This is a genomic window from Plantactinospora sp. DSM 117369, from assembly GCF_053764795.1.
In genome coordinates this window covers 8,154,586-8,177,114 of sequence record NZ_CM132446.1, presented here as the reverse complement: position 1 = coordinate 8,177,114, position 22,529 = coordinate 8,154,586, and the positions used below count along the sequence as shown (strand labels likewise).

Annotated in this window: 22 protein-coding genes and 1 riboswitch; of the genes, 15 read left to right on the top strand and 7 right to left on the bottom strand. The window is 73.0% G+C overall.

Annotation, left to right across the window (positions count from 1 at the left end; all coding sequences use genetic code 11):
* Positions 1-18: 18 nt before the first annotated feature.
* The 3 genes from ACSMXO_RS34870 (at position 19) to ACSMXO_RS34860 (ending at position 2,866) form a co-directional block, all read left to right on the top strand.
* On the top strand, positions 19-858 hold the full coding sequence (locus ACSMXO_RS34870) for an NAD-dependent epimerase/dehydratase family protein (protein WP_346260604.1): 840 nt from the start codon (positions 19-21) through the stop codon (positions 856-858).
* A 72-nt stretch (positions 859-930) separates the two neighbouring features.
* The gene (locus ACSMXO_RS34865; RefSeq protein ID WP_455415307.1) at positions 931-1,587 is read left to right on the top strand and encodes an MOSC domain-containing protein; all 657 of its coding nucleotides are present in this window, start codon (positions 931-933) and stop codon (positions 1,585-1,587) included.
* Between the two features lie 148 nt (positions 1,588-1,735).
* Positions 1,736-2,866: an acyltransferase family protein gene (locus ACSMXO_RS34860; RefSeq protein ID WP_455415306.1), complete on the top strand. Its 1,131-nt coding sequence runs from the start codon at positions 1,736-1,738 to the stop codon at positions 2,864-2,866.
* On the opposite strand, the gene ACSMXO_RS34855 is transcribed toward ACSMXO_RS34860, so the two are convergent.
* Positions 2,847-3,632 (bottom strand): DUF4097 family beta strand repeat-containing protein, encoded by a 786-nt coding sequence (locus ACSMXO_RS34855; RefSeq protein ID WP_455415305.1) that lies wholly within the window; start codon positions 3,630-3,632, stop codon positions 2,847-2,849. The two genes, ACSMXO_RS34860 and ACSMXO_RS34855, sit on opposite strands and share 20 nt — an antisense overlap.
* A gap of 173 nt (positions 3,633-3,805) precedes the next feature.
* Here ACSMXO_RS34855 and recO point away from each other — a divergent pair, with 173 nt between their 5' ends.
* The 3 genes from recO (at position 3,806) to ACSMXO_RS34840 (ending at position 6,010) form a co-directional block, all read left to right on the top strand.
* Entirely contained in the window at positions 3,806-4,645 is an 840-nt protein-coding gene (gene recO, locus ACSMXO_RS34850) for a DNA repair protein RecO (RefSeq protein WP_346260608.1), read from the top strand.
* An 8-nt stretch (positions 4,646-4,653) separates the two neighbouring features.
* Positions 4,654-5,466, top strand: coding sequence for an isoprenyl transferase (locus ACSMXO_RS34845; RefSeq protein ID WP_346260609.1), 813 nt, complete (start codon positions 4,654-4,656; stop codon positions 5,464-5,466).
* A 292-nt stretch (positions 5,467-5,758) separates the two neighbouring features.
* Complete coding sequence (locus ACSMXO_RS34840; RefSeq protein ID WP_346260610.1) at positions 5,759-6,010, top strand: hypothetical protein; 252 nt, start codon at positions 5,759-5,761, stop codon at positions 6,008-6,010.
* A gap of 180 nt (positions 6,011-6,190) precedes the next feature.
* On the opposite strand, the gene ACSMXO_RS34835 is transcribed toward ACSMXO_RS34840, so the two are convergent.
* Both ACSMXO_RS34835 and ACSMXO_RS34830 read right to left on the bottom strand, forming a co-directional pair.
* Positions 6,191-6,754 carry a hypothetical protein gene (locus ACSMXO_RS34835; protein ID WP_455415304.1) on the bottom strand — a complete coding sequence of 188 codons (564 nt, stop codon included), beginning with the start codon at positions 6,752-6,754 and terminating at the stop codon, positions 6,191-6,193.
* Complete coding sequence (locus tag ACSMXO_RS34830; RefSeq protein ID WP_346260612.1) at positions 6,751-8,472, bottom strand: PHP domain-containing protein; 1,722 nt, start codon at positions 8,470-8,472, stop codon at positions 6,751-6,753. Before ACSMXO_RS34830 ends, ACSMXO_RS34835 begins: the two co-directional genes overlap by 4 nt.
* A 240-nt stretch (positions 8,473-8,712) precedes the next feature.
* On the opposite strand from ACSMXO_RS34830, the gene ACSMXO_RS34825 reads away from it, so the two are divergent.
* Complete coding sequence (locus tag ACSMXO_RS34825) at positions 8,713-10,725, top strand: serine/threonine protein kinase (protein WP_455415303.1); 2,013 nt, start codon at positions 8,713-8,715, stop codon at positions 10,723-10,725.
* A gap of 50 nt (positions 10,726-10,775) precedes the next feature.
* Here the strand turns inward: ACSMXO_RS34825 and ACSMXO_RS34820 are convergent, their stop codons facing one another.
* The 3 genes from ACSMXO_RS34820 to ACSMXO_RS34810 form a co-directional block, all read right to left on the bottom strand.
* Positions 10,776-11,576, bottom strand: coding sequence for an energy-coupling factor transporter transmembrane component T family protein (locus ACSMXO_RS34820; RefSeq protein WP_346260614.1), 801 nt, complete (start codon positions 11,574-11,576; stop codon positions 10,776-10,778).
* Positions 11,573-13,042, bottom strand: a complete 1,470-nt coding sequence (locus ACSMXO_RS34815) for an ABC transporter ATP-binding protein (RefSeq protein WP_455415302.1) — start codon at positions 13,040-13,042, stop codon at positions 11,573-11,575. The genes ACSMXO_RS34820 and ACSMXO_RS34815 overlap by 4 nt, the downstream gene beginning before the upstream one ends.
* A gap of 175 nt (positions 13,043-13,217) precedes the next feature.
* Positions 13,218-13,808, bottom strand: coding sequence for an ECF transporter S component (locus ACSMXO_RS34810; RefSeq protein WP_346260616.1), 591 nt, complete (start codon positions 13,806-13,808; stop codon positions 13,218-13,220).
* Positions 13,809-13,884: 76 nt separating this feature from the next.
* Positions 13,885-13,992, bottom strand: a riboswitch (TPP riboswitch).
* Positions 13,993-14,124: 132 nt separating this feature from the next.
* On the opposite strand from ACSMXO_RS34810, the gene ACSMXO_RS34805 reads away from it, so the two are divergent.
* The 7 genes from ACSMXO_RS34805 to ACSMXO_RS34775 all read left to right on the top strand — a co-directional run bounded on the left by ACSMXO_RS34805 (position 14,125) and on the right by ACSMXO_RS34775 (position 20,433).
* Positions 14,125-14,874, top strand: a complete 750-nt coding sequence (locus ACSMXO_RS34805; RefSeq protein ID WP_455415301.1) for a sugar isomerase domain-containing protein — start codon at positions 14,125-14,127, stop codon at positions 14,872-14,874.
* Between the two features lie 144 nt (positions 14,875-15,018).
* On the top strand, positions 15,019-15,528 hold the full coding sequence (locus ACSMXO_RS34800; protein ID WP_346260618.1) for a DUF6328 family protein: 510 nt from the start codon (positions 15,019-15,021) through the stop codon (positions 15,526-15,528).
* Between the two features lie 225 nt (positions 15,529-15,753).
* Positions 15,754-16,035, top strand: a complete 282-nt coding sequence (locus ACSMXO_RS34795) for a hypothetical protein (protein ID WP_455415300.1) — start codon at positions 15,754-15,756, stop codon at positions 16,033-16,035.
* A gap of 156 nt (positions 16,036-16,191) precedes the next feature.
* Positions 16,192-16,773: an RNA polymerase sigma factor gene (locus tag ACSMXO_RS34790; RefSeq protein WP_346260620.1), complete on the top strand. Its 582-nt coding sequence runs from the start codon at positions 16,192-16,194 to the stop codon at positions 16,771-16,773.
* Positions 16,770-18,686 (top strand): EAL domain-containing protein, encoded by a 1,917-nt coding sequence (locus ACSMXO_RS34785; protein ID WP_455415299.1) that lies wholly within the window; start codon positions 16,770-16,772, stop codon positions 18,684-18,686. Before ACSMXO_RS34790 ends, ACSMXO_RS34785 begins: the two co-directional genes overlap by 4 nt.
* Before the next feature lie 210 nt (positions 18,687-18,896).
* On the top strand, positions 18,897-19,520 hold the full coding sequence (locus ACSMXO_RS34780) for a hypothetical protein (RefSeq protein ID WP_346260622.1): 624 nt from the start codon (positions 18,897-18,899) through the stop codon (positions 19,518-19,520).
* Complete coding sequence (locus ACSMXO_RS34775; protein WP_455415298.1) at positions 19,513-20,433, top strand: serine hydrolase; 921 nt, start codon at positions 19,513-19,515, stop codon at positions 20,431-20,433. The genes ACSMXO_RS34780 and ACSMXO_RS34775 overlap by 8 nt, the downstream gene beginning before the upstream one ends.
* Positions 20,434-20,499: 66 nt before the next feature.
* Here the strand turns inward: ACSMXO_RS34775 and ACSMXO_RS34770 are convergent, their stop codons facing one another.
* Positions 20,500-21,111, bottom strand: coding sequence for a TetR/AcrR family transcriptional regulator (locus tag ACSMXO_RS34770; protein ID WP_455415297.1), 612 nt, complete (start codon positions 21,109-21,111; stop codon positions 20,500-20,502).
* Between the two features lie 99 nt (positions 21,112-21,210).
* Here ACSMXO_RS34770 and ACSMXO_RS34765 point away from each other — a divergent pair, with 99 nt between their 5' ends.
* A complete protein-coding gene (locus tag ACSMXO_RS34765; protein WP_455415296.1) occupies positions 21,211-22,314 on the top strand; it encodes an aldo/keto reductase in 1,104 nt (367 codons plus the stop codon).
* The last annotated feature ends 215 nt before the right edge of the window (positions 22,315-22,529 follow it).

The window sequence follows — 22,529 nt, the reverse complement described above, 5'->3', positions numbered from 1 at the left end:
CGGGGAGGGGAGGCGCGGATGCCGGCACGGCTACTGGTCACCGGCTCGGCCGGGCGGGTCGGGCGGCTGCTCCGGCCCCGGCTGGCCGGCCCGGAGCGGATCCTGCGGCTGCTCGACGTCGCCGACCAGCCGCCGGCGGCGCCCGGCGAACCGGTGGAGATCGTCCGTGCCGACATCTTCGACCCGGCAGCGCTGGCGGCGGCCTGTTCCGGGGTCGACGCCGTACTGCACCTGGCCGCGATTCCCGGCGAGGACACCTTCGCCGAACTGCTCCGGGTGAACGTGGCGGGCACCAGGAGCGTCCTGGAGGCGGCCCGCACGGCGCAGATACCCCGGGTGGTACTCGCCTCGTCGATCCATGCGGCCGGCTGGTACCGCCGGGCCGGCAGCAGCCCGGAGCCGGCCGGCGTACCGGCACCGACCGGGCCGGACGGGGTGCCGGCGGCGGTGCCGCCCCGCCCGGACACCTACTACGGCTGGTCCAAGGCGGCCGTCGAGTCGCTCGGCAGCCTCTACGCGGACCGCTTCGGCATCACCGTCTTCGCACTGCGGCTCGGCGCCTGCTTCCCCGAGCCGCCCGGGGTGAGCGGGCTGGAGAACTGGATCTCCCCGGACGACTGTGCCCGGCTGGTCGACGCCTGCCTGCGGGCGGACGCGACCGGCTTCCGGCTGCTCTGGGGGATCAGCCGGAACAGTCGCCGCTGGTGGTCGCTGGCCGAGGGGCAGGAGATCGGGTACGAGCCCGAGGACGACGCCGAGCACTACGCCGACCGGGCACGCCCGCTCGACGGCGAAGCCGCCACCGCCGGTCTGATCGGCGCCCAGTTCTGCGGCTACCCGCTCGGCGAGCGGCGCTGAGGTCTGGAGGGCCCCGGCCGGCGGGTGAAATCGGTGTCTGTCGAAGGACGGGACTGGGTAGGGTGCGGACCTATGGGGAAAATCCTCTCGGTCAACCTGGCCGTGCCCGAACCGAACAGCGCCAAGGCGGTCGGCACCACCGGCATCAACAAGCGTCCGGTGGACGGGCCCGTGCTGGTCCGGGCGCCCGGACCGAAGACCGTCGGGCTGGGCAGTGGCCTGGTCGGTGACCAGATCTTCGACGTGGCGCACCATGGCGGCGACGACCAGGCGGTGTACGCGTACGCCCGGGAGGACTACGACTGGTGGGAGGCGCAGCTGGGGCGTCCGCTGCCCGGTGGGCTCTTCGGGGAGAATCTCACCACGGTCGGGCTCGACGTGAACGGCGCGGTCCTCGGCGAGCAGTGGCGGATCGGTGCCGAGCTGGTCCTGCAGACCACCTTCGGCCGGATCCCGTGCGCCACCTTCCAGCTCAAGATCGGGGTGCCGCAGTGGCTGAAGCAGTTCACCCGGGCGGCCCGGCCGGGGGCGTACCTCCGGGTGGTGCAGCCGGGCCAGGTGCGGGCCGGTGACGAGGTGACGGTGCTGCACCGGCCGGAGCACGGGGTGACCGTCGCCGAGGGGTTCCGGGCCTGGATGTCCGAACCGGAACTGCTGCCCCGGCTGCTGGCCGTCGAGGAGGCCCCGGAGGGGCTCCGGGAGCAGGTACGCCGGAGGTTGGGCGTTTGATCCGGTAGGCGTACCCGACGGCGGGTCCGGGCTATTCGCCGCCAATTTCCGGAAGATTCATCTCACCACCTTTCCGGAATCCGTTGCGGCGGCGGGGATGCGGGGTAGGAAGGCACCTGCCCCTGCTCCCGTCGACCAAGTCAGGCTGATGCGAAACCGGTATTACGACCTGCTCCGCTGTCTTGCCATCGTCCGTGTCGTCGTCTACCACGTCACCGGTTGGGCCTTCCTCACCCTGGCGTTCCCGGCCATGTCGGTGATGTTCGCGCTGGCCGGGGCGTTGATGGCCAACTCTCTCGACCGTTGGGGCCCGGCCGCCGTCGGCCGTCGGCTGCGTCGACTCCTGCCGTCGCTCTGGCTGCTGGCGCTGCTCTTCGTACCCGCCATGCTGCTCACCGGACTCGCGCCGTCCTGGCGGCTGGTGTTCTGGGTGGTGCCGCTGGCCGACCCGCCGGCCAACTCCTGGGGCGCGCTGGCCCTGAGCGTGGTCTGGTATCTGCGCGACTACCTGTGGTTCGTCGCAGTCTCGCCGCTGGCCCGCTGGCTGTTCCGGCGCTGGCCGGTGCCGACGCTGCTCGCGCCGTACCTGCTGCTCGGAGTCGTCGAGTTCGGCTATCCGGACGCGCCGGGACTGCTCCGCGACTTCGGGCTCTACTACGGGGCCTGGCTGCTCGGTTTCGCCCAGCACGACGGGCTGCTGCGGCGGATCCCCCGCCGGTTGCTGGTGGCGATCGCGGTACCGGTCGGCGCGGCCGGCCTCGGCTGGATCCTCACCCACCAGGGGCCGCGCGGCTACGACCTGAACGACGTACCGCTGGGCAACGCGCTCTGGTCCGTCGCCTTCGTGCTGCTGGTCTTCGGACTGGCCCCCTCGGCCGTCGCCTGGGTCGACCGCTGGGCGCTGCTCGACCGGGCGGTGACCGTGCTGAACAGCCGGGCGCTGACCGTCTATCTCTGGCACATGCCCCTCGTGATCGCCCTCAACGAACTGCTCTCCGGGCTGGGGCTGGCCCATTCCTCCGCGCTGGGCCTGGCGGCCCGGCTGGCCGCCGTCGCGGTGCTGGTGGCGGTCGCGGTCGCGCTCTTCGGCTGGGTCGAGGACCTGGCGGCCCGGCGCCCGCCGTGCCTGCTGCCCGGCGGCACCGCCCGGGCGCCGGCCGGCGTCGCCGCGCCACCGGCTGGACCGCCGGCCGGCGTCGCCGCACCGCCGGTCTCGGCGGACCCCGCACGGAGTACGCCGGCCGGCGAGCCCGCCGGCCTCAGCTCGATCGGACGGTGATGCTGCCGCTGCCGGTCTGCACGTCGAGCACGGACGTCGCGGCCGGGTCGTTCGGCACCTGCACGTCGGTGCTGCCCGAGTCGGCGTGTGCGGTCACCTGGTAGCCGCCGGCCGGGACGGTCAGGTCGATCGAGCCGCTCGACGCGCTGGCCTGGACCGAGCCGGCGGCGGTGAGGGTCAGCGAGATGTCGCCGGAACCCGTCTGGGCGGCCACCTTTCCGGCGCCCAGCGAGCGTCCCTCGATCGACCCCGAGCCGGCCCGCGCCGAGACGGTGCCGGGCACCCGGTTGAGGGTGACGTCCCCGGAGCCGGTCTCGACGCGTACCGAGCCGCTGGCATCGGTCACCGAGATGTCGCCGGAGCCGACCTTGAGGTCCACCTCGGCCAGCGCGGTCAGGGTGACGTCTCCGGAGCCGTTCTCGCCGCGCAGCGCGACGCCGGCCGGGGCGAGGACGTCGTACGACACCCCGCAGTGCCGGCCGCAGTCGGTGTCCAGGATGAGCTTCGTGCCCTCGATCCGGTAGGTGGCGTCGTTCGGTTCGGGGCCGCGGTACTGCACCACCCGTTCGATCCGGACGTTCTGCACGGCTCCGGTGCGTACCACCACGTCTCCGGCGCCGGGGGAAATCTCGATCTCGGTGATCTTCACGTCCTCGGTGCGGTCGTAGGTGAGGCGCTGTTCGGCGAGGCCGTCGCAGCCGGCCAGGGCGATCAGGGCGACCAGGGCGAGCCCACCGGTCAGGGCGGTGGTCCGGGAAACGAGCATGGCCGAAGGCTATGGCCGCGGCGGCTCGCCGGACATCCGGGTCCGCCACCGACCCACCCCGATGCCGACCCTGAGAACGGTCTCAGGGTCGCCGATCGGGGAACGGTCGCCCGGACCTGGACGGCCCCGGACCGGGCGCCCGGCCGGATGCGCCGGCAGGGAACAATGGGCGGGTGCCCGGGTACCGCCGACAGCTCTACCGCGACGACGCGGTGGTGCTGCGCGTCCAGAAACTCGGCGAGTCCGACCGGATCATCACCCTGCTGACCCGCCGGCACGGTCGGCTGCGGGCGGTCGCCCGGGGGGTACGCCGGACCACCTCGCGGTTCGGTGCCCGGCTGGAGCCGTTCGGCCACATCGACCTCCAGATCGCCGGCGACCCAAAGGGCGAGCAGGGCAGCTCGCTGCACTCGATCAGCCAGGTGGAGGGGATCCGGCTCTACGGCAAGGCGTTCGTCGCCGACTATCCCCGCTACACGGCGGCGAGTGCGATCGCCGAGACGGCGGAGCGGCTCACCCCGGTCGAGCGGGAGCCGTCGCTGCGGCTGTTCCAGCTCACCCTGGGCGGGCTGCGTGCGCTGGCCGACGGGGAGCACGCCAGCACCCTGGTGCTGGACGCGTACCTGCTGCGCGGGATGGGGCTGGCCGGCTGGGCGCCCGCACTGGTCGCCTGCGCCGTCTGCGGTACGCCGGGCCGGCACGGCGCGTTCTCCGTACCCGCCGGGGGGTGTGTCTGCCCGGACTGCCGACCGCCCGGCGCCGCCCATCCGGCGCCGGCCACCCTCGACCTGATGGCCGCGCTCGCCTCCGGGGACTGGCCGACGGCGGACGCCGCCTCCTCGCCGCACCGCCGGGAGTGCAGCGGGCTGGTGGCGGCACACCTGCAATGGCATCTGGAGCGGGGGTTACGCTCGTTGCCGCTGGTCGACAGGGGCTCGACCGGCGAGCGTACGGAACGGGCGCGACACGCCCCGCGCCCCGACCCGGCGGACGTAGCGAAGGAAGCACAGTGATCCGAGCGATGACCAACCGAGCCCGTCGGAAGCCGGTGCCGCCGAACCCGCATCCGTCCGGGGCGCGGCCCCCGGCGCTGCCGGTCGAGGCGCTGCCCAAGCACGTGGCGGTGGTGATGGACGGCAACGGGCGCTGGGCCAAGCAGCGTGGACTGCCCCGGACCAAGGGTCACGAGCAGGGCGAGTACTCCCTCTTCGACACCATCGAGGGCGCGATCGAGCTCGGCATCCCGTACCTCTCGGCGTACGCCTTCTCGACGGAGAACTGGCGCCGCTCGCCGGACGAGGTGCGCTTCCTGATGGGCTTCAACCGGGAGGTCATCCGGCGCCGCCGGGACCAGTTGGTGGACCTCGGGGTCCGGGTGGTCTGGTCCGGCCGGGCCGGTCGGCTCTGGAAGAGCGTGATCTCGGAGTTGCAGACGGCCGAGGAGATGTCCCGGGGCAACTCGACGCTGACCCTCCAGTTCTGCGTCAACTACGGTGGGCAGGCCGAGATCGCCGACGCCGCCGCCGCGATCGCCCGGGACGTCGCGGCCGGCAAGGTCGACCCGAACAAGGTCAACGAGAAGATGATCTCGCGGTACCTCTACCACCCCGAGGTGCCGCCGGTCGACATGTTCCTCCGCCCCTCCGGCGAACAGCGCATCTCCAACTTCCTGCTCTGGCAGAGCGCGTACGCCGAACTGGTCTACCTGGACACCCTCTGGCCGGACTTCGACCGCCGCCACCTCTGGTACGCCTGCGAGCTGTACGCCCAGCGGGACCGCCGGTTCGGCGGCGCCCTGCCCAACCCGGTCGCGCCCGGGCCGGCGCACGGCTGACCGCCGGCGCGGTGAACCTGGCGCGACTTCGACCCGGAAAACGGGTGCGCCCAGGGGACCGCCCGGGTTATGGTCCAGGCATGCGGTACTGATGCCCCTTCATCCGAGCCCACCCGCCCGCCTGTCCCGCGCGGCGCGGGTGTGAGCGCTCCGGGCGTCCGTACCGTTCCGCCCTCTCCGGCGACCTGTCACCTGCCGGTGACACCTCTGCGAACGGACTCCCGGGATCCCCATCCCGCGCTGCTGCCGCCGTGCAAGCGGAGCGGTCCCGACCAGGAGGAGAGAACACCGTATGCCTGCCAAACGAAAGTCCAGGAAGACCACCGGCTCCACCGGATCCGGCTCCCCGACCCGGACCGGCCGGCCGGCCGACGAGTCCATCGAACTCGGTACCCCGATCGTGCTGCCGGGTGACGGCACCCCGGCGCCCCAGCGACCGGCGGCGCCGAAGGCCGGTCCGATCATCCGCAACGGCGGTCCGGGCGGGGTCGGACGCGGTCGGGGCGCCGGTTCGTCCCGCCGGTACGCCTTCCGGCGTAGCTGAGCCGGCCCGCGAGTCGACCCGCTCCCGGGCCGCCGTACGCGTGGGGCCGGCGCCTGCCGACCCCACGCGTACCCGCCGCCCGGCGTCTCCGGCTGGTACCCGGGGATCGCGCCCGGCGTCTCCGGCCGTTCTCCCCGGCCGCCCGGCTGCTGCGCGTCCCCGGTGGCGGGTGGCCGGCGGTTACCGGTGGTCCGCGCAGCAGGGAGTCGGGTCGGGTACCTCGAAGGGCCCGATCCGGTTGCCCGCGACCGGCGTGGTGACCAGGGTCAGCCGCCCGTCCAACCACTGTGGACGGACGAAGTCCCGGGTCTCGACCGGAGTGTCCGGGTCCGGCACCCCGCCGCCGAGCACGGTCACCCGCTCGATGGCGCTCACCTCGATCAGCTCGGCGACGGTGAGGATGCCGACGAGCAGCTCGACACCGGGATAGCGCACCGCCCGGCCGGACCGCCGGGCGAGGTGCTCGGCGGCGCCGTGCCCGGCCGCCTCCCGCAGCTCGGGCGCGGTGACCGGCAGCTCCGGCAGCGCCGCACCGGGCAACCGCACACTGATCGTGACGTGCGGGTACGGCGTGGCCGTCAGGTGCGTGCAGGCGACCAGATCGGGACGGCCGAGCGGCCGAACGTACTCGCGCAGCCAGTGTTCGGCCTCCCGGTCGGTCCGGTGCCCCAGGCTGAGTCCGAGCACCGGGCCGGCCCCCGCGTCGGAGCCGGCCCGGGTGACGCCGGGGTGCCCGCCGGTCAACTCGGCAGCACCCAGATCGGGTTGGCGTAGAACCACAGGTCCTGCCACGGGTCGGCGGCCCCGACCACGTCGATCGCCGGTCCGTGCGGGTCCACGGCGGCGCCCATCAGGCCGGGCGCGCTGCGCCTGCCGTCGGTGCCGCGCAGCCGGACGTAGAACGGCTCGTCGACCCGGCCGAACGAGTAGGTGAACGAGACCCGTCCGGTGCCCTTGCCGACCTCGTACGACTTCACCACCTTGGCGGTCGGGGCGGTGAACGCGTCACGGTCGCGCACCGGGCCGGTGACCCGGCCCGTGATCACGTCGACCCGGGCCAGTACCGGCACGAACTGCGACCAGTTCGGTGTGTTCGCCAGGTCGATCTCGATGGTCAGCTCCACCGGGGTTCCGCGCCGGACCCGAAGCGTTCCGCCGAGCGGGGTGCCGGAGTCCTTCCGGCGGTCCCCGGCCACCCGGGCGCGTACGTCGAGACCGCTGATCAGGCCGCCGTGGTCCACCCAGACCCGGCCGGAGCGCAGCCCGTCCATCACCGCGCGGTAGCTGAACGAGGTCGCCCCGACATGCGTCCGGCTGTACTGGCCCGGCCAGTAGTCACCGGCCTCGGTCAGCAGCGGCCCGTACACCGGGTCCGGGTAGCGGCCGTCGGCGTCGAAGTTCCCGCCCGGCCCGCGCTGCGAGGTGTCCAGGTAGTTGACGTGCGAGTCGGAGTTGGCGCTGATCCACCACGGCTTGCCCTCGGCGAGCAGGCTGTCCCAGAGCCCGCCGACGGTGGCGGTCATCCAGTCGAAGCCGCCCCAGGTGCGGTAGCTCTCCAGCGGGTAGCCGGGGAACGACGCGGCGGACGGGTTGTTGTCGTAGTAGCCCCGGGCCCGGCCGGCGGTCAACCTCGGCAGGCCGGCGGCCTGGTGCCCGGGGGCACCCTCCATCCCGATCGCCACGGTGGGGTCGGCGTCGCGCCAGCCCCGCACCTCGTGCGGCGAGTCGATGCCGCGCCGGGCCGGGTGGTTGGCGAGGAAGAGCGCACCCTCGACCCGGCGGCGCCGGACCGCCTCGCCGAGGAACTTGATGCCGGCGATCGCCAGCGCCTCGTTCGCCGGGGTCGAGTCGCCCGCGCCCTTCACGCTGCCGTCGAAGGCGTTCTCGAACTCCTTCAGCACCGCCACCTCGTTGCGCCCAGGCGCGACGAAGACGGTGGCGTGCTCGGCGGCCGGGATGTTCCACTCCAGGCCCTGGTAGATCAGCAGGTCCTTGAGCCGGCTCCGGGCGGCGACGATGTCCGGGTTGACCTTCTCCACGCCGATCTTCGCGTGCGCCACGCTGCCGTGGTCGGTGACGACCATCCAGTCCAACCCGTACGCCCGGGCGTGCCGGGCCTGGTCGATCACCCGGTACTGGGCGTCCGAGCTGTACTGCGTGTGGATGTGGTGGTCACCGGCGAGCCACTGGAAGCCGCCCTGCCGGTCCCGGTCGCCGCCGGGTCCGCCCTGGTCGCCGTGCGAGCCGTGCGCGTGGGCCAGTTCGGGGGTGGCCAGTACGGTCGCGGCGGCACCGGCGCCGAGCAGGCCCGCGTTGCGCAGGAAACCCCGCCGGGAGCGGTCGGCGGGCGACAGCTCCTCGTCCGGTACGCCCAGGTCCACGGCGGCGGGCAGCTCACCGCCGGTGCCGTGGTCGTGACCGTGGTGCTGCTCGTGGTGGTGGTGCGGATGGCCGTGGCCCATGAGGTCGCTCTCTCTTCTCGATCCAGTGCAGGTGGCCTAATCTCGCCTGGCTCGGGAAACAACAGATGACCTGTTCAGGGCACCTGTGCAAACATGCTGACGCGGACATGGGTGGGCCGGTGGACCGGATCGACCGGGCGGGCCACTCCCGACCGGCCTGCCGATGGAGTTGCTCCAATGTGATACTTACCCGACTTCCGGCGACGGGGGTGGCTGGTTTGCGGGGCGGTGGAGGTCGGGATGACGGGCGAGGCTGCCGGGGCGCGACCGCTCCGGCCCACCGATCCACGCCAACTCGGCCCGTGTGAGTTGGTCGGTCGGCTGGGCGAGGGCGGCATGGGCACCGTCTACCTGGCGCGGCTGTCCGGCGGGCGTACGGTCGCGGTCAAGGTGATCCGGCCGGACCTGGCGCACGACGCCGAGTTCCGGCGCCGGTTCCGGGGCGAGGTGAAGCGGGCCCGCCAGGTGCCACCGTTCTGCACCGCCGAGGTGCTCGACGCCGATCCGGACCACGACCCGCCCTACCTGGTCGTCGAGTACGTCGATGGCCCCAGCCTGTCCACCGTGGTCGCCGACCGTGGCCCGCTCACCCCGGGCAACCTCCACGGGCTGGCGATCGGGATGGCGACCGCGCTGACCGCGATCCACGGCGCCGGGGTGATCCACCGCGATCTCAAGCCGAGCAACGTGCTGCTGCCGCCGGGCAGCCCGAAGGTGATCGACTTCGGGATCGCCCGCGCGATGCACGGCACCGCCGCCGGGACCCGGACCGACCAGGTGATCGGCACGGTGGCGTACATGGCGCCGGAACGGTTCGAGTCGGCGACCAAGGGCGTACTCACCCCGGCCGCGGACGTCTTCGCCTGGGGCGCCGTGGTGGCGTACGCCGGCACCGGGCGCACCCCGTTCGCCGCCGGGACCCCGGCCGCCACCGCAGTACGGATCATGACCGAGGAACCCGATCTCGACGGGTTGACCGGACCCCTGCGCGAACTGGTCGAGCTGGCGCTGGCCAAGGAGCCGCACCGCCGGCCGGCCGCCCGTGACCTGCTGGAATGGCTGCTGGCCGGTGGACCGGGCCGGACCGGTCAGGCCGCCGAGACGCTGGTCGGGCAACCTGACCTGCTGGCCGCGGTCGAGCAGGCCCAGGCCGCCACCGACCAGCGCCCGCTGGCCGAGACCGCGCTGGTCGCAGGCCCGGCCACCGGGACGGCCATCGGGACGACGGCGAGTCCGCCCGGCACGACGGCGAGTCCGCCCGGCACGACGGCGAGTCCGCCCGGTACCCCGGACCGGTCCGCCGGCAGGCCGGACAGCCTGGTCGGGCAGGGCGGCTCGCGACCCGTCACCGCCGGGGTGGCTCCGGCGGCCGCGGTCGCGCCCGGGGTACCGGCCGGAACGGTCCGCCCGGCGCCGCCCGGACAGCCGGTGGTGCCCGCCCGGCCGGGGCGCCGGGGAGGTGGCCGGTGGGGCATCCTCGCCAGCGCGCTGTTCGCGCTGGTCGGGCTGCTCGGCGCGGGGGTCAGCGTCGGTTACGCCAGCGGGGTGTTGCCGCGGGGCGGGGACCGGGGAGCGGCCAGCCAAACGCCTCCGGGTCCGCTGGCCAACGCGGGGCCGGGGGCCACGATCGGTGGCCCGACCGCGCCGGCCGGTTCCACCCCGACCGATGCCGGCCCGTCCGCCGGGACGCCTTCGTCCGCCCGGGTGGTGGTGGCCGACCCGCTGACCAGGTCGGGCCGGTGGTTGCCGAGGACGGACGAGCGGCACCGGGTCGGGTGCGAGTTCGACGGCGGGCTGGTGGTGTCGAAGCAGAGCGACGGCCCGTACCGGTGCCCGGGGCCGCAGGAGACCTGGGCCGACGTACGGGTGGACGTCGACGTGACCCTGGTCGAGCCGAGCAGTTGCGCCGGGATCTGGTTCCGGTTCACCGACGCGCGGGGCGGTTACGTGCTGCGGGTCTGTGCCGACGGGTACCACCTGATGCGGCACGGGTCCGACACGGCGAGCGAGACCGGCGACTTCCCGTACCCGCCGGATCGGCGGCCGGACGGCCGGATCCGGGTCGGTGTGGTCGCCGACGGCGAGGAGCTGCGCTTCTATCAGGACGGCCGGCAGATCGGCTCGGCGCGGGACACTGCTCCGGTGGCCGGCCGGGTGGTGCTGGGCATCTTTTCCGATCCCGCCTCCGACCAGGGCCGGGAGCCGTCCCACCGGGTCGCCTTCGGAAACGTCGAGATCGCCACCCTGGACTGACTGTGCGCATGGCGGCGTCGGACCGCCACCGCGCCGTCGAAGCCGGCCGCTCAGCCGACCAGTGGGCGGAAGGTGCCGAGCGCGACGCTGACCGCGAGTGCTCCGCCGGCCAGCGCCGCCGCGCCGACGACCAGGGCGGCGTCGGCACCGGTGAAGCGCTGCCGGCGCGCCGACGTACGCGGCGAGCCCGAGTCGAAGCCGCGGGCGTCCATCGCGGTGGCCAGCCGGGTACCCCGGCGTATCGCCCCGACCAGCAGGGCGAACGCGGTCGAGCCGAACAGCCGCAGCCGGGTCAGCGGATTCCGTCCGGCATCGATGCCCCGGGCCCGCCGGGCCAGGCTCAACATCCGCCACTCCAGCGCGAGCAGCGGCACCAGCCGGAACGCGGCCAGCGCCCCGATCGCGAACCGGGGCGGTGCCTTGACGTTCTGCACCAGCGCGTCGGTCAGGTCGGTGGGATCGGTGGTGGCGAAGACGAGTACCCCGGGCAGCGCCACCGCGATCACCCGTAGCGCCATGCCCAGCGCGGTGACCAGTACTCCGCTGGTGACCTCCACCGGCCCGGCCTGCCACAGCAGGCTGCCGGTCCGCTCGGCGGCGAAGAGCACCAGGGTGCAGAGGATGCCCAGCGCGCTGAGCAGCAGTGGCCAGGCCCGCCGGGCCAGTGCCGCGTACCGGAGGCCGAAGAGCGGCACCACGGCGAGCTCGAACCCGATCGCCACCGCCGGGGCCACCGGGTCCACCGTGGCGATCAGCGCGACGGAGACGACCAGCGCGGCGGCGACCTTGGCCACCGGGTTGCGCCGGGCCAGCGGTGCGTCGGGGGCGGCGATCGGCTGGTACGGGATCATCCGGCCCGCCCCGCCGATCCGGTGCCGGCCCGATCCACCGGCTGCCCGGCTCCGTCGCCGCCGAGCCGGATCGTCCGGTCGGCCAGCGCGGCGACGAAGTCGGCGTCGTGGGTGACGGTGACGATGCCGTGCCCGCCGTCCCGCAGCCCGGCGAGCAGGTCGACCAGTTCGAGCCAGGTACGCCGGTCCTGGCCGAAGGTCGGCTCGTCCAGCACCAGCAGCCGGGGCGCGGTGGCCAGCGCCGTCGCCACGCTCAGCCGCCGCGCCTGGCCGCCGGAGAGGGTGTACGGGTTGGCCGCCGCCAACCGGTCCAGCCGGAGCCGGACCAGCAGCTCGTCCACCACCGACCGGACCACCGCCTCGGGCTGGCCGGTCCGGCGCGGCCCGAGCGCCAGCTCCTCGAAGACCGTGCTCCGGACGAACTGGTGCTCCGGGTCCTGGAAGACCGAGCCGATCCGGCCGGCCAGCACCGGCGCCCGCCACCGGTGCGGTGCGGTGCCGGCGTGCCGGCCGGCCAGCGCCGGGGAAGCCGACAGCCGGCCGGTGCCGGGCCGGAGCAGCCCGCCGAGCAGCAGCGCCAGCGTGGACTTGCCGGCACCGTTGGGACCGAGCACGGCGAGCGCCTCGCCGGCGCGGACCCGCAGGTCGGTGCTTGCCAGCCGGGGCGGCAGGCCGAGCCGGTCGGCGGTGAGCAACACGTCACCGGGGCCGGTCGCGGCCCGGCGCGGTGCCGGCGGCGGCCCCGGCACCCAGACCCCGGCGGCGGCCAGCGCCGCACCGTGCGCCGCGAAGACCTCCGCCGGGCGGCCGTCGGCCCGTACCCCGGCACCCGGTTCGAGCACCACCACCCGGTCGACCAGCGGCAGCGCCTCCGACACCCGGTGCTCGACCAGGATCAGGGTGGTGTCGTTGTCGACCGCCGCCCGGACCGCGCCCCGGACCAGGGCCGCGCCGGCCGGGTCCAGGTTGGCGGTCGGCTCGTCGAGCAGCAGCAGTCCGGGCCGCAGCGCCAGCACCCCGGCCAGGGCGAGCCGCTGCTGCTCGCCGCCGGAGAGCGCGGCGGTGGACCGGTCCAGGCCGTACGGGAAGCCGACCCGGGCCAGCGCCTCGGTGACCCGGGGCCAGATCTCCTCGGGGGGAACACCTCGGTTCTCCAGGCCGAACGCCACGTCGTCGCCGGCCCGGGCCATCACGAGCTGCGTCTGCGGGTCCTGGAAGACGATGCCGACCCGCTCCCGGGCCTTGCGCGGATCGAGCCCGTCGATCTCGACGGTGCCCTCCTGCTCGCCGGAGTCCTCGGCGAGCAGCCCGGCCAGCGCCGCCAGCAGGGTGCTCTTGCCGGCACCGGAGGCGCCGAGCAGGAGTACCCGCTCGCCGTGCCCGATCCGCAGGTCGATGTCGCGGACCGCCCAGGCCCGTCGGCCGGCGTGCCGCCAGCCGAAGCCGCGCAGTCGTACCTCACTCATGCCGCCCCTCCGCTGCGCTCCGGGGCGTCATGAGGCTCATCCGCACTGAGCTGGCTGGTTCGCTCGCTCCGCTCGCTCATGCCGCCCCTCCGCTGCGCTCCGGGCCGTCATGAGGCTCATCGGCACTGAGCTGGCTGGTTCGCTCGCTCACGACGACACCACCGGGTCGCGCCGCTCACACGGCGGTACGCTCGCGGCCGGCCGGGAACCGGTCCAGCGCGCCGGTCTGGGCCAGCGCCCGGGTGAGCGCCCAGCCGCCGGCACCGGCGAGCACCGCCGAGCTGAGCACGGTGAACAGGAAGACCGGCAGCCGGAACGAGTCGAAGTCGTACTCGGAGTAGTAGCGGACCTGGTCGAAGATCGCGGCGGCGAGACCGGCCAGCAGGCCGGAGCCGATCGCCACCGGCAGCCGGAACGAGCGGTACCCGACGGCGAGGAACGCCGCCTCCGCGCCGACGCCCTGGGCGAGCCCCTGCAGGATCGCGACGGTGCCCCACTGGCTGCCCAGCAACACCGAGACGAAGGCGGCGAGGAACTCGCAGTACAGTGCCGCGCCCGGCTTGCGGATCACCAGGCCACCGAGCACTCCCGGGACCAGCCAGATGCCGTAGATGACCGCCTGGGCCGGCGGGAAGAACGTGAACGCACCCTCGGTGGCGCTCCACACCAGGTTCCAGGCCCAGAAGATGACCCCGAACGCGACCGCGATGACCGAGGCGACGACGATGTCGACGGTGCGCCATCTGGTGGTGGTGGACGGACTCATGAGCGTGCCTCCCAGTCGCGTGGCACACCAGGCAAGACGCACGCCGCAACCCGGGACGGCCCGGACTGCGGCGCGGCTGGAGACTCGACCGAACTCCCTGCGCTGGCATTACCCAGATCAGGTTCGAGGGTCTGCGGGTGTGTCACCCGCACTCTCAGCGCTGTGCGCTCCCCTGTCGGATGTGCTGTTGTTGCGCAGACGGTACACCGGATGCCGCTGCGCCGACAGCGGTGGAGCCGGTGGATGTGGTGGTGCCCACGATGTCACGGGATAGGGTGGATGGCCCAGATCAACATCTCGAAGGGACGCGTGCGGCGTGACACTCAGCCCCGAGGGCTATCTCGACGTGGTCACCGAGACGATCGGGCGGGTGGCGGCCGCCGCCCGGGACGGCGTACGCCGGGCGGCCGACCTGGTCACCGACGCGCTCCGGGCCGGCGGAGTGGTGCAGGCGTTCGGCACCGGCCACTCCGAGGCGCTGGCCATGGAGATCGCCGGCCGGGCCGGCGGACTGGTCCCGACGAACCGGATCGCGCTGCGCGACCTGGTGTTGCGCGGTGGCGAGCCGGTCGACATCCTCGGCCCCACCCTGGAACGGGACCCGACCGTGGCCCGCCGACTCTACGAGCTGACCCCGATCGACCCCCGGGACGTCTTCGTGATCGCCTCGAACTCCGGGGTGAACGGCACCATCGTCGAGTTCGCGTCGCTGGTCAAGGAGCACGGCCACGGGCTGATCGCGATCACCTCGCAGCAGCACTCGGCCCGGGTGGCGTCCCGGCACCCGTCCGGACGCAAGCTGAGCGATCTCGCCGACGTGGTGCTCGACAACGGCGCCCCGTACGGCGACGCGACGCTGCCGCTGCCCGGCGGCGGCGCGGTCGGCGCGGTGTCGTCGATCACCGCTGCGCTGCTCGCCCAGCAGGTCGTGGTGGAGGTGGTCCGCCGGCTGGTCGAGGCGGGCGAGACCGCCCCGGTCTACCTCTCGGCCAACATTCCGGACAGCGACGAGCACAACAACACCCTGGAGGCCCGGTACGCCGGCCGGATCCGCCGGGGCGGCTGACCCCCGGGTACCGCAGACCTCCGGCGCCGCCCGGTTTGCCACCGGTACTGCCGCCGCGTCCGCTGTCGAGGCTTCCTCGCGTTTCACGTACGGCCGGTTCGGGCACACTGCTGCGAACTTCGACCGGAACGGGAGGTGGCCCACGTGGCCGTCGAGACGGAGAAGCAGCGTTGGCAGCGCAACTTCGCCGACCTGTTGCAGGAGCTGCGGGTGGCGCAGACCGGGGTGCAGATCCTGTTCGCCTTCCTGCTCACCCTGCCTTTCAGCAACGGCTTCCCGCGAGCCACCACGTTCCAGAAGGACACCTACGTCGTCGCGCTGCTGTCGGCGGCGGCCGCCACCGCATTGATCATCTCGCCGGTTGCCTTCCACCGGGCGCTCTTCCGGCAGGGGCGCAAGCCGGAACTGGTCCGGTTCGCGCACGGCATGGCGACCGGCGGGCTGGCCTTCATGCTGGTCTCGATGGTCAGCTCGGTGCTGCTGATCACCGACTTCCTGCTGCCCCGAGCGGTGGCGTTCGTACTCAGCGCGCTGACCGGGGCCTGGTTCCTGACCTTCTGGGCCGTGCTGCCGTTCCTGCGCCGCAACTGGGGCGAGGCCGACGAGGACGACGACGAGACGCCGGCCGCCGCCCGCCCCGACGCGGTCGACTGAGCACACCCCGCCAGGCTGGGGGATGTCGCTCTGTGTAATCCATACTGGACAGTATATATGCTCATTTGATCAGTCCGTCTACTGTGGCTGATCGGAGGAAACGCACCAGCTAGTCGCCACATTTTTGATCATTGGCATCTTCGCCCGGGCGGGTCGCCCCCTACACCGAGGCCCTTGACGGAGAGTTATATCCGGAACGACAACTACGGACCGCGAGAGGCGAGGATGAGCGAGGTTCTGGGGGGACTGTCGACCGGGAGTTCGGTGGCAGTGCTGGTGGGCCTGATCGGGGGGTTGGGGCTGCTGGTTCGGGGCTTTCTGCGGCACCGCAGCCGGGTGCAGGCGGAGCGGGAGTGGTCGGCGCGGACCCGGGCCCGCACCATGGGCCTGATCCGGCTGGCCGGCGACCGCTCCGCCGACGTACGGATCGACGAGCGGGACCGCGACGGGCACCGGGTCGTGGAGCTGCGGGGTCTTCGTCGAACAGACGGGGGCGAGGCGGCATGAGCGAGCGTAGCGAGCGAATCAGTCAGCTCAGTGTGATTGAGCCTCATGACGGCACGGAGCGCAGCGGAGTGCCGTCATGAGCGAGCGCAGCGAGCGAATCAGTCAGCTCAGTGTGATTGAGCCTCATGACGGCACGGAGCGCAGCGGAGTGACGGCATGAGGAGCGGGGACAACGCGGTGGTGCGGGCCGAGTCGGCCGCCCGGTTGGGGGACCGGGGCCAGGCCGACTCCGAGGTGAGCTTCGAGGCGTTCTGCCAGCGGAACTTCGTGCTGGTCGAGCGCTTCCTGCTCGCCCAGTCCGCGGACCGGGGGCTGGTCGAGGACGCCGTACAGGAGGCGTTCATCACCGCCCGGGACAAGTGGGAGCAGATCCGGGACTACCAGAAGCCGCTGGCCTGGATGTACAAGACCGCCCGGTACAAGCTGCTGGTGCTGCAACGGCGCCGCCGGCAGGACGTGACGGTCAGTCTGGAGGAGGTACCGCCGGAGCGGCTCGCCGAACCGGCCGACCCGGCGGAGGCCCGGGAGCTGCTGCGCGGCTGGTTGCCGAGGCTGCCGCCCCGCCAGGCCGAGGTATTCGTACTGGCGCTGGACGGCTGGTCCGACCACGAGATCGCGGCCATCCTCGGGATCGCATACAACACGGTGCGGACGTACCGGCAGGAGGCTCGGCACCGGTTGAAGGAACTCGCCCAGCAGGCGGGCTTCGAGACGCCGTCCGGGAGGGATCGGGGATGAACCTGGACGAGATCCTGTCGTTGGCCTCGGACCGGACGTGCAGCGAGTTGGAACGGGCCCGAGCACGCCGGGCCACCCGCCGGGTGCAGCAGGAATATCAGCGGGCGCTCTCCGAGGGCCGCGACCTGACCGGCGACATCGAGGTACGGGATCCGCTGACCGCCGACACCGACGAGGCGGCCCGGATCACCCGGGCGGCGCAGTTGGCCAAGCTCGGCACCGTGACCTGGATCCGGGCCAGCGGAGAGCTGACCTGGTCGGACGAGATGTCCCTGATCCTCGGCTATCCGCCCGGCACGCTGCGGCACTCGGTCGCGGCGCTGGCCCGGCTGGTCCACCCCGACGACGTCGACGGGGTGCGCCGGGTGGTCGAGTCGGTGTGGCGGGACCGTACCGTCCGGGAGACGACCTGCCGGGTGATCCGCCCGGACCGGGTCACCCGGTACGTGCACTGCTACCTGGAATACATCGTCGACGGGGAGAACCGGCCGCACGGCATCATCGCCACCGCCCGGGACATCACCGAACTCGAACTCGCCCGCCAGGAGCAGGCCCGGCTGGCCCGCCGTCGCGAGACGGTGCAGGCGGAGCTGGCCGGCCGGGACCCGGTCACCGGGCTCTTCCACCGGGCCAGGTTCGCCGACGAGATCGACACCGCCCAGCGGGGCGGGCCGGGCGTGTTGCTGGTGGTGGCCGTCGAGCCGGTCGGCCCGGCGCTCGACCCGGACGCCGATGTCGACGGCGAGCCCGGCGGTGCCGACGAGCAGGAGCGGCTGGCGGTGGCGGTCGCCCAGGTCGTCCGCCGGGTAGCCCGCCGCTCCGACGTCTGCGGGCTGACCGGGCCGAACGAGTTCGGGGTACTGATGCAGCGGACCACGCTGAGTTCGGCCACCGCGCTCGCCGAGGCCATCATCGACGGCATCCGGTCCCAGTCCTTCGTGCTGGGCCGGACCCGACTGGTCGACGCCTGGGGCGGCCTGGTCCGCTACCAGGGCCGGGACGGCAGCCGCGGCGTCGACCTGATCGTGGACGCGGAGACGGCCTGGCGCCGGGCCCGGGCCGCCGGCGTCGCCCGGGTCGCCCTGGACCAGCCGGCGGCCGAGGACGAGCGCCGGGAGCTGTGCCGGAGTCGGGTACGGGCGACGGTGGCGGAGAACCGGTTCACCCTCTACACCCAGCCGATCCTCGACCTGCGGCTCAACCAGATCACCCGGCAGGAGATCCTGCTCCGGGTGGTCAACGACGGCGGGCAGGCGCACTCCGCCTCGACCCTGCTCGGCGACGCGGAGCGGCTGGACGAGATCCTGCCGATCGACCGGTGGGTGATCGACCGCACCATCGAGCTGATCGCCCGCGGCCCGCGTACCTCGCACTACCAGGTGAACCTCTCCGGGCGTTCGCTCGGCGACCCGCACCTGCTGGAGCGGGTACAGCAGCGGCTCCAGCAGTACGACGTCGATCCCGGCCAGATCACCTTCGAGATCACCGAGACGGCGCGGATCGGCAACCTGACCGAGGCGCACAACTTCGCGTACGGGATCCGCCAGCTCGGCTGCCAGCTCGCCCTCGACGACTTCGGGTCCGGGCACGTTCCGTTCGCCTTCCTCACCTACTTCCCGGTGGACCTGGTGAAGGTGGGTGGCGAGTTCATCGCCGGCATCGAGCACTCGGTGGCGAACCGGGGCATCGTGCGGTCGATCGTCGAGATGTGCCGCGGATTGGGGATCCGGACCGCTGCCGAGCACGTGGAGGACGAGGCCACCATGAATCTGCTCCGCGACTACGGGGTGGACTTCGCCCAGGGGTACCTGGTCGGCAAGCCCAAGCCGGTGACCAGCCCGGCGCGTACGCCGGTGGCGCCGGCCGAGCCGGAGGTCGATCCGGAGCGGGAACTGCGGGCCGCCACCGGATAGCCGGACGGACCGTCGGCCGGCTCGGTGCGGGGCAGCCCGGCACCGGGCCGACCGGCGGTCCATGCAACGTCCCGGGTGCGGTGACCGTCATTAAGGGGCGTGGAAGCCCGAGCAAGGCCGCTACCGGCGGTCGACAGACCGATCGCGCGACGGGTCCGGAGCGGTCCGGGCGGGTGGGAGTGGCTGGCCGCGACGGCCGTCCTGTTGGTCGTGCTGGCGGTCGCCAGCCTCACCGCCGGCTGCGGTGCCGATCCGGCACGCCGGCCCCCGGCCGGCCAGGGCGCCCGGCTGACCGCGAGCGGTCCGGCCCACCGGCCGGCAACACTCGACCTGGCTCTGCTCCAACCCAGCGGGTTGGGCACGGGATGGCGGCAGAGTCCGCACCCGCCGGAGCAGCCGCCGTGGCCGTGGCTCCAGGCCGACTGCCCGGCGTACCGGGAGGGGGACTACCCCGCCCAGCGGCACCGGACCGGCGCCGTGCAGCGCCGCTACCGGCACGAGCCGTCCGAGCTGGTCGCGACGCAGGTCGTCGAGGCGTACGAGCCGGGCTGGGCGGTGCGGGCCCTCGACGACGTACGCCGGGTCGTCACGACCTGCTCCCGGTACGACGCCTACGGCGCCAGCATCTCGTTCAGGCTGCTCGACATTTCGCTCCCACCCGCGGACGGGCTGGTGGTGCAGGGGCGGATCGACTCTCCCGGAGCACCCGCCCGGTCCACGCTGCTGGTGGCGGTACGCCACGACGACCGGCTCTCGACACTGAACGTTCCGGGTCCGGTGGACCGGGCCACCGCGTACACGGTGGTGAAGAAGTTGGCGGACCTCCTTGGCTAGCCGGCGCGGGCCGAGGCGCCGGGAGCTGCTCGCCGCCACCGCCGCCGCACTGCTCGGTACGGGTGCGGCCGGCACCGGGCTGGCGTACCGGTGGGCGGGTTCGGCGGATGCCGGCGCGCGGCCCGGGGCGGCGGCCAGCCCGGCCCGACCGACGCCCAGCCCGACCCCGGACTACCCAGCGCTGGCGCGTACCCGGATCGAGCGCCACCTGCGCGGAGTCGGCGGCCGGGTCACCCTGGCGGTGCGGGACCGGATCACCGGTCTGGCGGTCACCGCCGGCACCCGGCGGTACCAGACCGCCAGCATCGTCAAGGTCGACATCCTGGCCGCGCTGCTGCTGCGCCGCCAGGACCAGGGGCGCAAGCTCAGCGCGAACGAGCGCCAACTGGCCCGGTCGATGATCGTGGTCAGCGACAATGCCGCGGCGAGCAGCCTCTACGCCACGATCGGCTACCGGACCGGACTGACCGCCGCGAACCGGACTCTCGGACTGCGCCAGACGACGCCCAACTCCAGTTGGGGGATGACCACGACCACGGCGGCCGATCAGCTCCGGCTGCTGATCGCGGTCACCGACCCGGCCGGTCCGCTCAGCGACGGCAGCCGGGACGTCCTGCTCGGGCTGATGGCTCAGGTGGACAAGGAGCAGGACTGGGGGATCACCGCCGCCGCCGGTCGGGCCAGCACCGCCAGCTACGTCAAGAACGGCTGGACCACCGTCGACGCCGACAACGGGCGGTGGCTGGCGAACAGCATCGGCCGGATCGTCGAGCCGGGCCGGGACTGGCTGATCGCCGTACTCTCCGACCACCACTCGACCCGGCAGCAGGGGATCGCGGCGGTGGAGAAGGCCGCGAAGTACGCGCTGACCGAGCTGCGCGGGATCCCGCCGGCCGGTGGGTCGGCACACTGAGGCCGGTATCCATTTACTGCATCACGCGATGGCAATGTGGACGATCGGACCGGCGGGTCGCCGCCGTCAGGCCGGGTCGGCTCGCCGGTTCGACCGAAGGTTGCCGATGCCCACGTCGAGCGCGGCCTCCAGGTGCGTGATCCGGCCGGTCGCGAGCATCACCACGACACCGCCCTGGATGCCGGCGAGTAGGGCAGCGGACGTCTGTTCGGCATCGAGGCCGGGATCGACCTCGTCGATCTCCTGCATGTGCCGGATTCCCGCGCTGATCTCCGACTGCCAGGCGCGGAGGAGTTCGGTGACCACGGCCCGGGCGCCGGGGGTGCTCCGGCCGAGGTGCGCGACGAGGCCGTTGAGCGGGCAGTCCATTCCCTGGCCGAGATAGCGGGCCACCACCCGGTCCCGCCACGCCCACCACGCCGGCCAGGAGGTGAGGTCACCGAGCTGCGGCTGCTGGTCGGTGAGTACCCGGTCGGCCTCGTAGCGGGCGACGGCCAACAGCAACTCGTCCTTGCCGTCCGGGAAGTAGTGGAAGAGCTGGCTCTTGCTGGTGCCGGTCCGGGCCCGTACGTCGTCGAGGGTGGTCGCGGCGACGCCACGCTCCCGGATCTCGGCCGCCGCGCCCTCGATGATGCGTTGCCGGGTGGCGGTGCCTTTCTGGGTTAACGTCCGATTCATGCCCATCCGATTCTCTGGACTATCTGGTCCACTCTATCCGGGACCGACCCGCATTCTTTGGACTTGCCGGTCCAATTTTTTCGAAGCAGGGTTGTGCACATGAACGACTACTACCTGCTCGGCCGGTCCGGGCTGCGGGTGAGCCGGCTGGCGCTGGGCACGATGAACTTCGGCACCTCCGGTTTCCATGCCGCCTACGGCAAAACCGAGGCGGAGGCCGAGCCGATTCTCCGGGGATATCTGGAAGCCGGCGGCAACTTCGTCGACACGGCGGACTTCTACACGGCGGGGGAGAGCGAGCGCATCCTCGGCAGGTTGATCGCCGCCGCCGGAGTGCGGGACAAGCTCGTGTTGACCAGCAAGTTCACCAACAGCATCGATCCGGCGGACCCGAACGCCAGCGGCAACGGCCGCAAGCACATCGTCCGGGCCCTGGAGGCGACGCTGCGCCGGCTCAACACCGACTATCTCGATCTCTATCTGCTGCACACCTGGGACCGGATCACCCCGGTCGAGGAGGTGGTGCGTACCTTCGACGACCTGGTGCGTGCCGGCAAGATCCGCTACGCCGGCCTTTCCGACGTCCCCGCCTGGTACGCCGCCCGCGCACAGAGCCTCGCCGAGGCGCACTCGCTGAACCCGATGATCAGCCTCCAGTTGCCGTACTCGCTGATCGCCCGGGGGATCGAGCCGGAGTTCGTACCGATGGCCCAGTCGCTCGGGCTGGGGCTCACCGCGTGGAGCCCGATCGGCGGCGGGCTGCTCACCGGCAAGTACCGGCGGATGGGTGACGGCGTGACCGGCGAGGGCCGGCTCGGCGCGCCCGGCGGGCACCAGCGGCCGATCGACGAGCGGGAGTGGCAGGTCATCGAGGTGCTGGCGGGCGTGGCGGCCGAGCTGGGCCGGAGCATGGCCCAGGTGGCGATCAACTGGGTGGCCACCCAACCCGGTGTCGGGTCGGCGATCATCGGCGCGAGCAGCCCGGAACAGTTGGCGAGCAACCTGGCCGCACTCGACTTCGAGATCCCGGCGGAGGCGCGGCGCCGGCTCGACGAGGCCAGCGCGGTCCCGCTGCCGGGGCCCTACTCGATGTTCACCCCGGAATACCAGTCCTGGATCGTCAACCCCGGGCTGGGCATCGGCGACAAGCCCGCTGGCTACGCCCCGCCGGTGTGGAACGGCGCCGCCCAGCCGGTCGGCTGACGCCGCTCCCGCTGCTCGGGCCGGGGTGAGTGGGATGCCGGCTCGGCTGTCGGCAGGATCCCTCGGCTGTCGGCAGGTATCCGTGGCGCTGGCGGCAGGTATCCGTTGCGCAGACTGTCGAGCTGCCCCGTTTATGCGCCCACCGAGGGCGTGTGGCGCCCACCCGATGGCGTGTGCGCCCACCGAGGGCGCTGCCCGCCACGCCGCCGCTATGC

What these genes read in the sequence shown, in the direction of transcription:
- ACSMXO_RS34795 (WP_455415300.1), top strand. Translation starts at nt 15,754, where the DNA reads ATGAGCGAGGTTCTGGGGGGACTGTCGACCGGGAGTTCGGTGGCAGTG.
- ACSMXO_RS34825 (WP_455415303.1), top strand. Translation starts at nt 8,713, where the DNA reads ATGACGGGCGAGGCTGCCGGGGCGCGACCGCTCCGGCCCACCGATCCA.
- ACSMXO_RS34845 (WP_346260609.1), top strand. Translation starts at nt 4,654, where the DNA reads ATGACCAACCGAGCCCGTCGGAAGCCGGTGCCGCCGAACCCGCATCCG.
- ACSMXO_RS34870 (WP_346260604.1), top strand. Translation starts at nt 19, where the DNA reads ATGCCGGCACGGCTACTGGTCACCGGCTCGGCCGGGCGGGTCGGGCGG.
- ACSMXO_RS34815 (WP_455415302.1), bottom strand. Translation starts at nt 13,042, where the DNA reads ATGAGTGAGGTACGACTGCGCGGCTTCGGCTGGCGGCACGCCGGCCGA.
- ACSMXO_RS34785 (WP_455415299.1), top strand. Translation starts at nt 16,770, where the DNA reads ATGAACCTGGACGAGATCCTGTCGTTGGCCTCGGACCGGACGTGCAGC.
- ACSMXO_RS34765 (WP_455415296.1), top strand. Translation starts at nt 21,211, where the DNA reads ATGAACGACTACTACCTGCTCGGCCGGTCCGGGCTGCGGGTGAGCCGG.
- ACSMXO_RS34820 (WP_346260614.1), bottom strand. Translation starts at nt 11,576, where the DNA reads ATGATCCCGTACCAGCCGATCGCCGCCCCCGACGCACCGCTGGCCCGG.
- ACSMXO_RS34830 (WP_346260612.1), bottom strand. Translation starts at nt 8,472, where the DNA reads ATGGGCCACGGCCATCCGCACCACCACCACGAGCAGCACCACGGTCAC.
- ACSMXO_RS34770 (WP_455415297.1), bottom strand. Translation starts at nt 21,111, where the DNA reads ATGAATCGGACGTTAACCCAGAAAGGCACCGCCACCCGGCAACGCATC.
- ACSMXO_RS34840 (WP_346260610.1), top strand. Translation starts at nt 5,759, where the DNA reads ATGCCTGCCAAACGAAAGTCCAGGAAGACCACCGGCTCCACCGGATCC.
- ACSMXO_RS34855 (WP_455415305.1), bottom strand. Translation starts at nt 3,632, where the DNA reads ATGCTCGTTTCCCGGACCACCGCCCTGACCGGTGGGCTCGCCCTGGTC.
- ACSMXO_RS34860 (WP_455415306.1), top strand. Translation starts at nt 1,736, where the DNA reads ATGCGAAACCGGTATTACGACCTGCTCCGCTGTCTTGCCATCGTCCGT.
- ACSMXO_RS34790 (WP_346260620.1), top strand. Translation starts at nt 16,192, where the DNA reads ATGAGGAGCGGGGACAACGCGGTGGTGCGGGCCGAGTCGGCCGCCCGG.
- ACSMXO_RS34865 (WP_455415307.1), top strand. Translation starts at nt 931, where the DNA reads ATGGGGAAAATCCTCTCGGTCAACCTGGCCGTGCCCGAACCGAACAGC.
- ACSMXO_RS34810 (WP_346260616.1), bottom strand. Translation starts at nt 13,808, where the DNA reads ATGAGTCCGTCCACCACCACCAGATGGCGCACCGTCGACATCGTCGTC.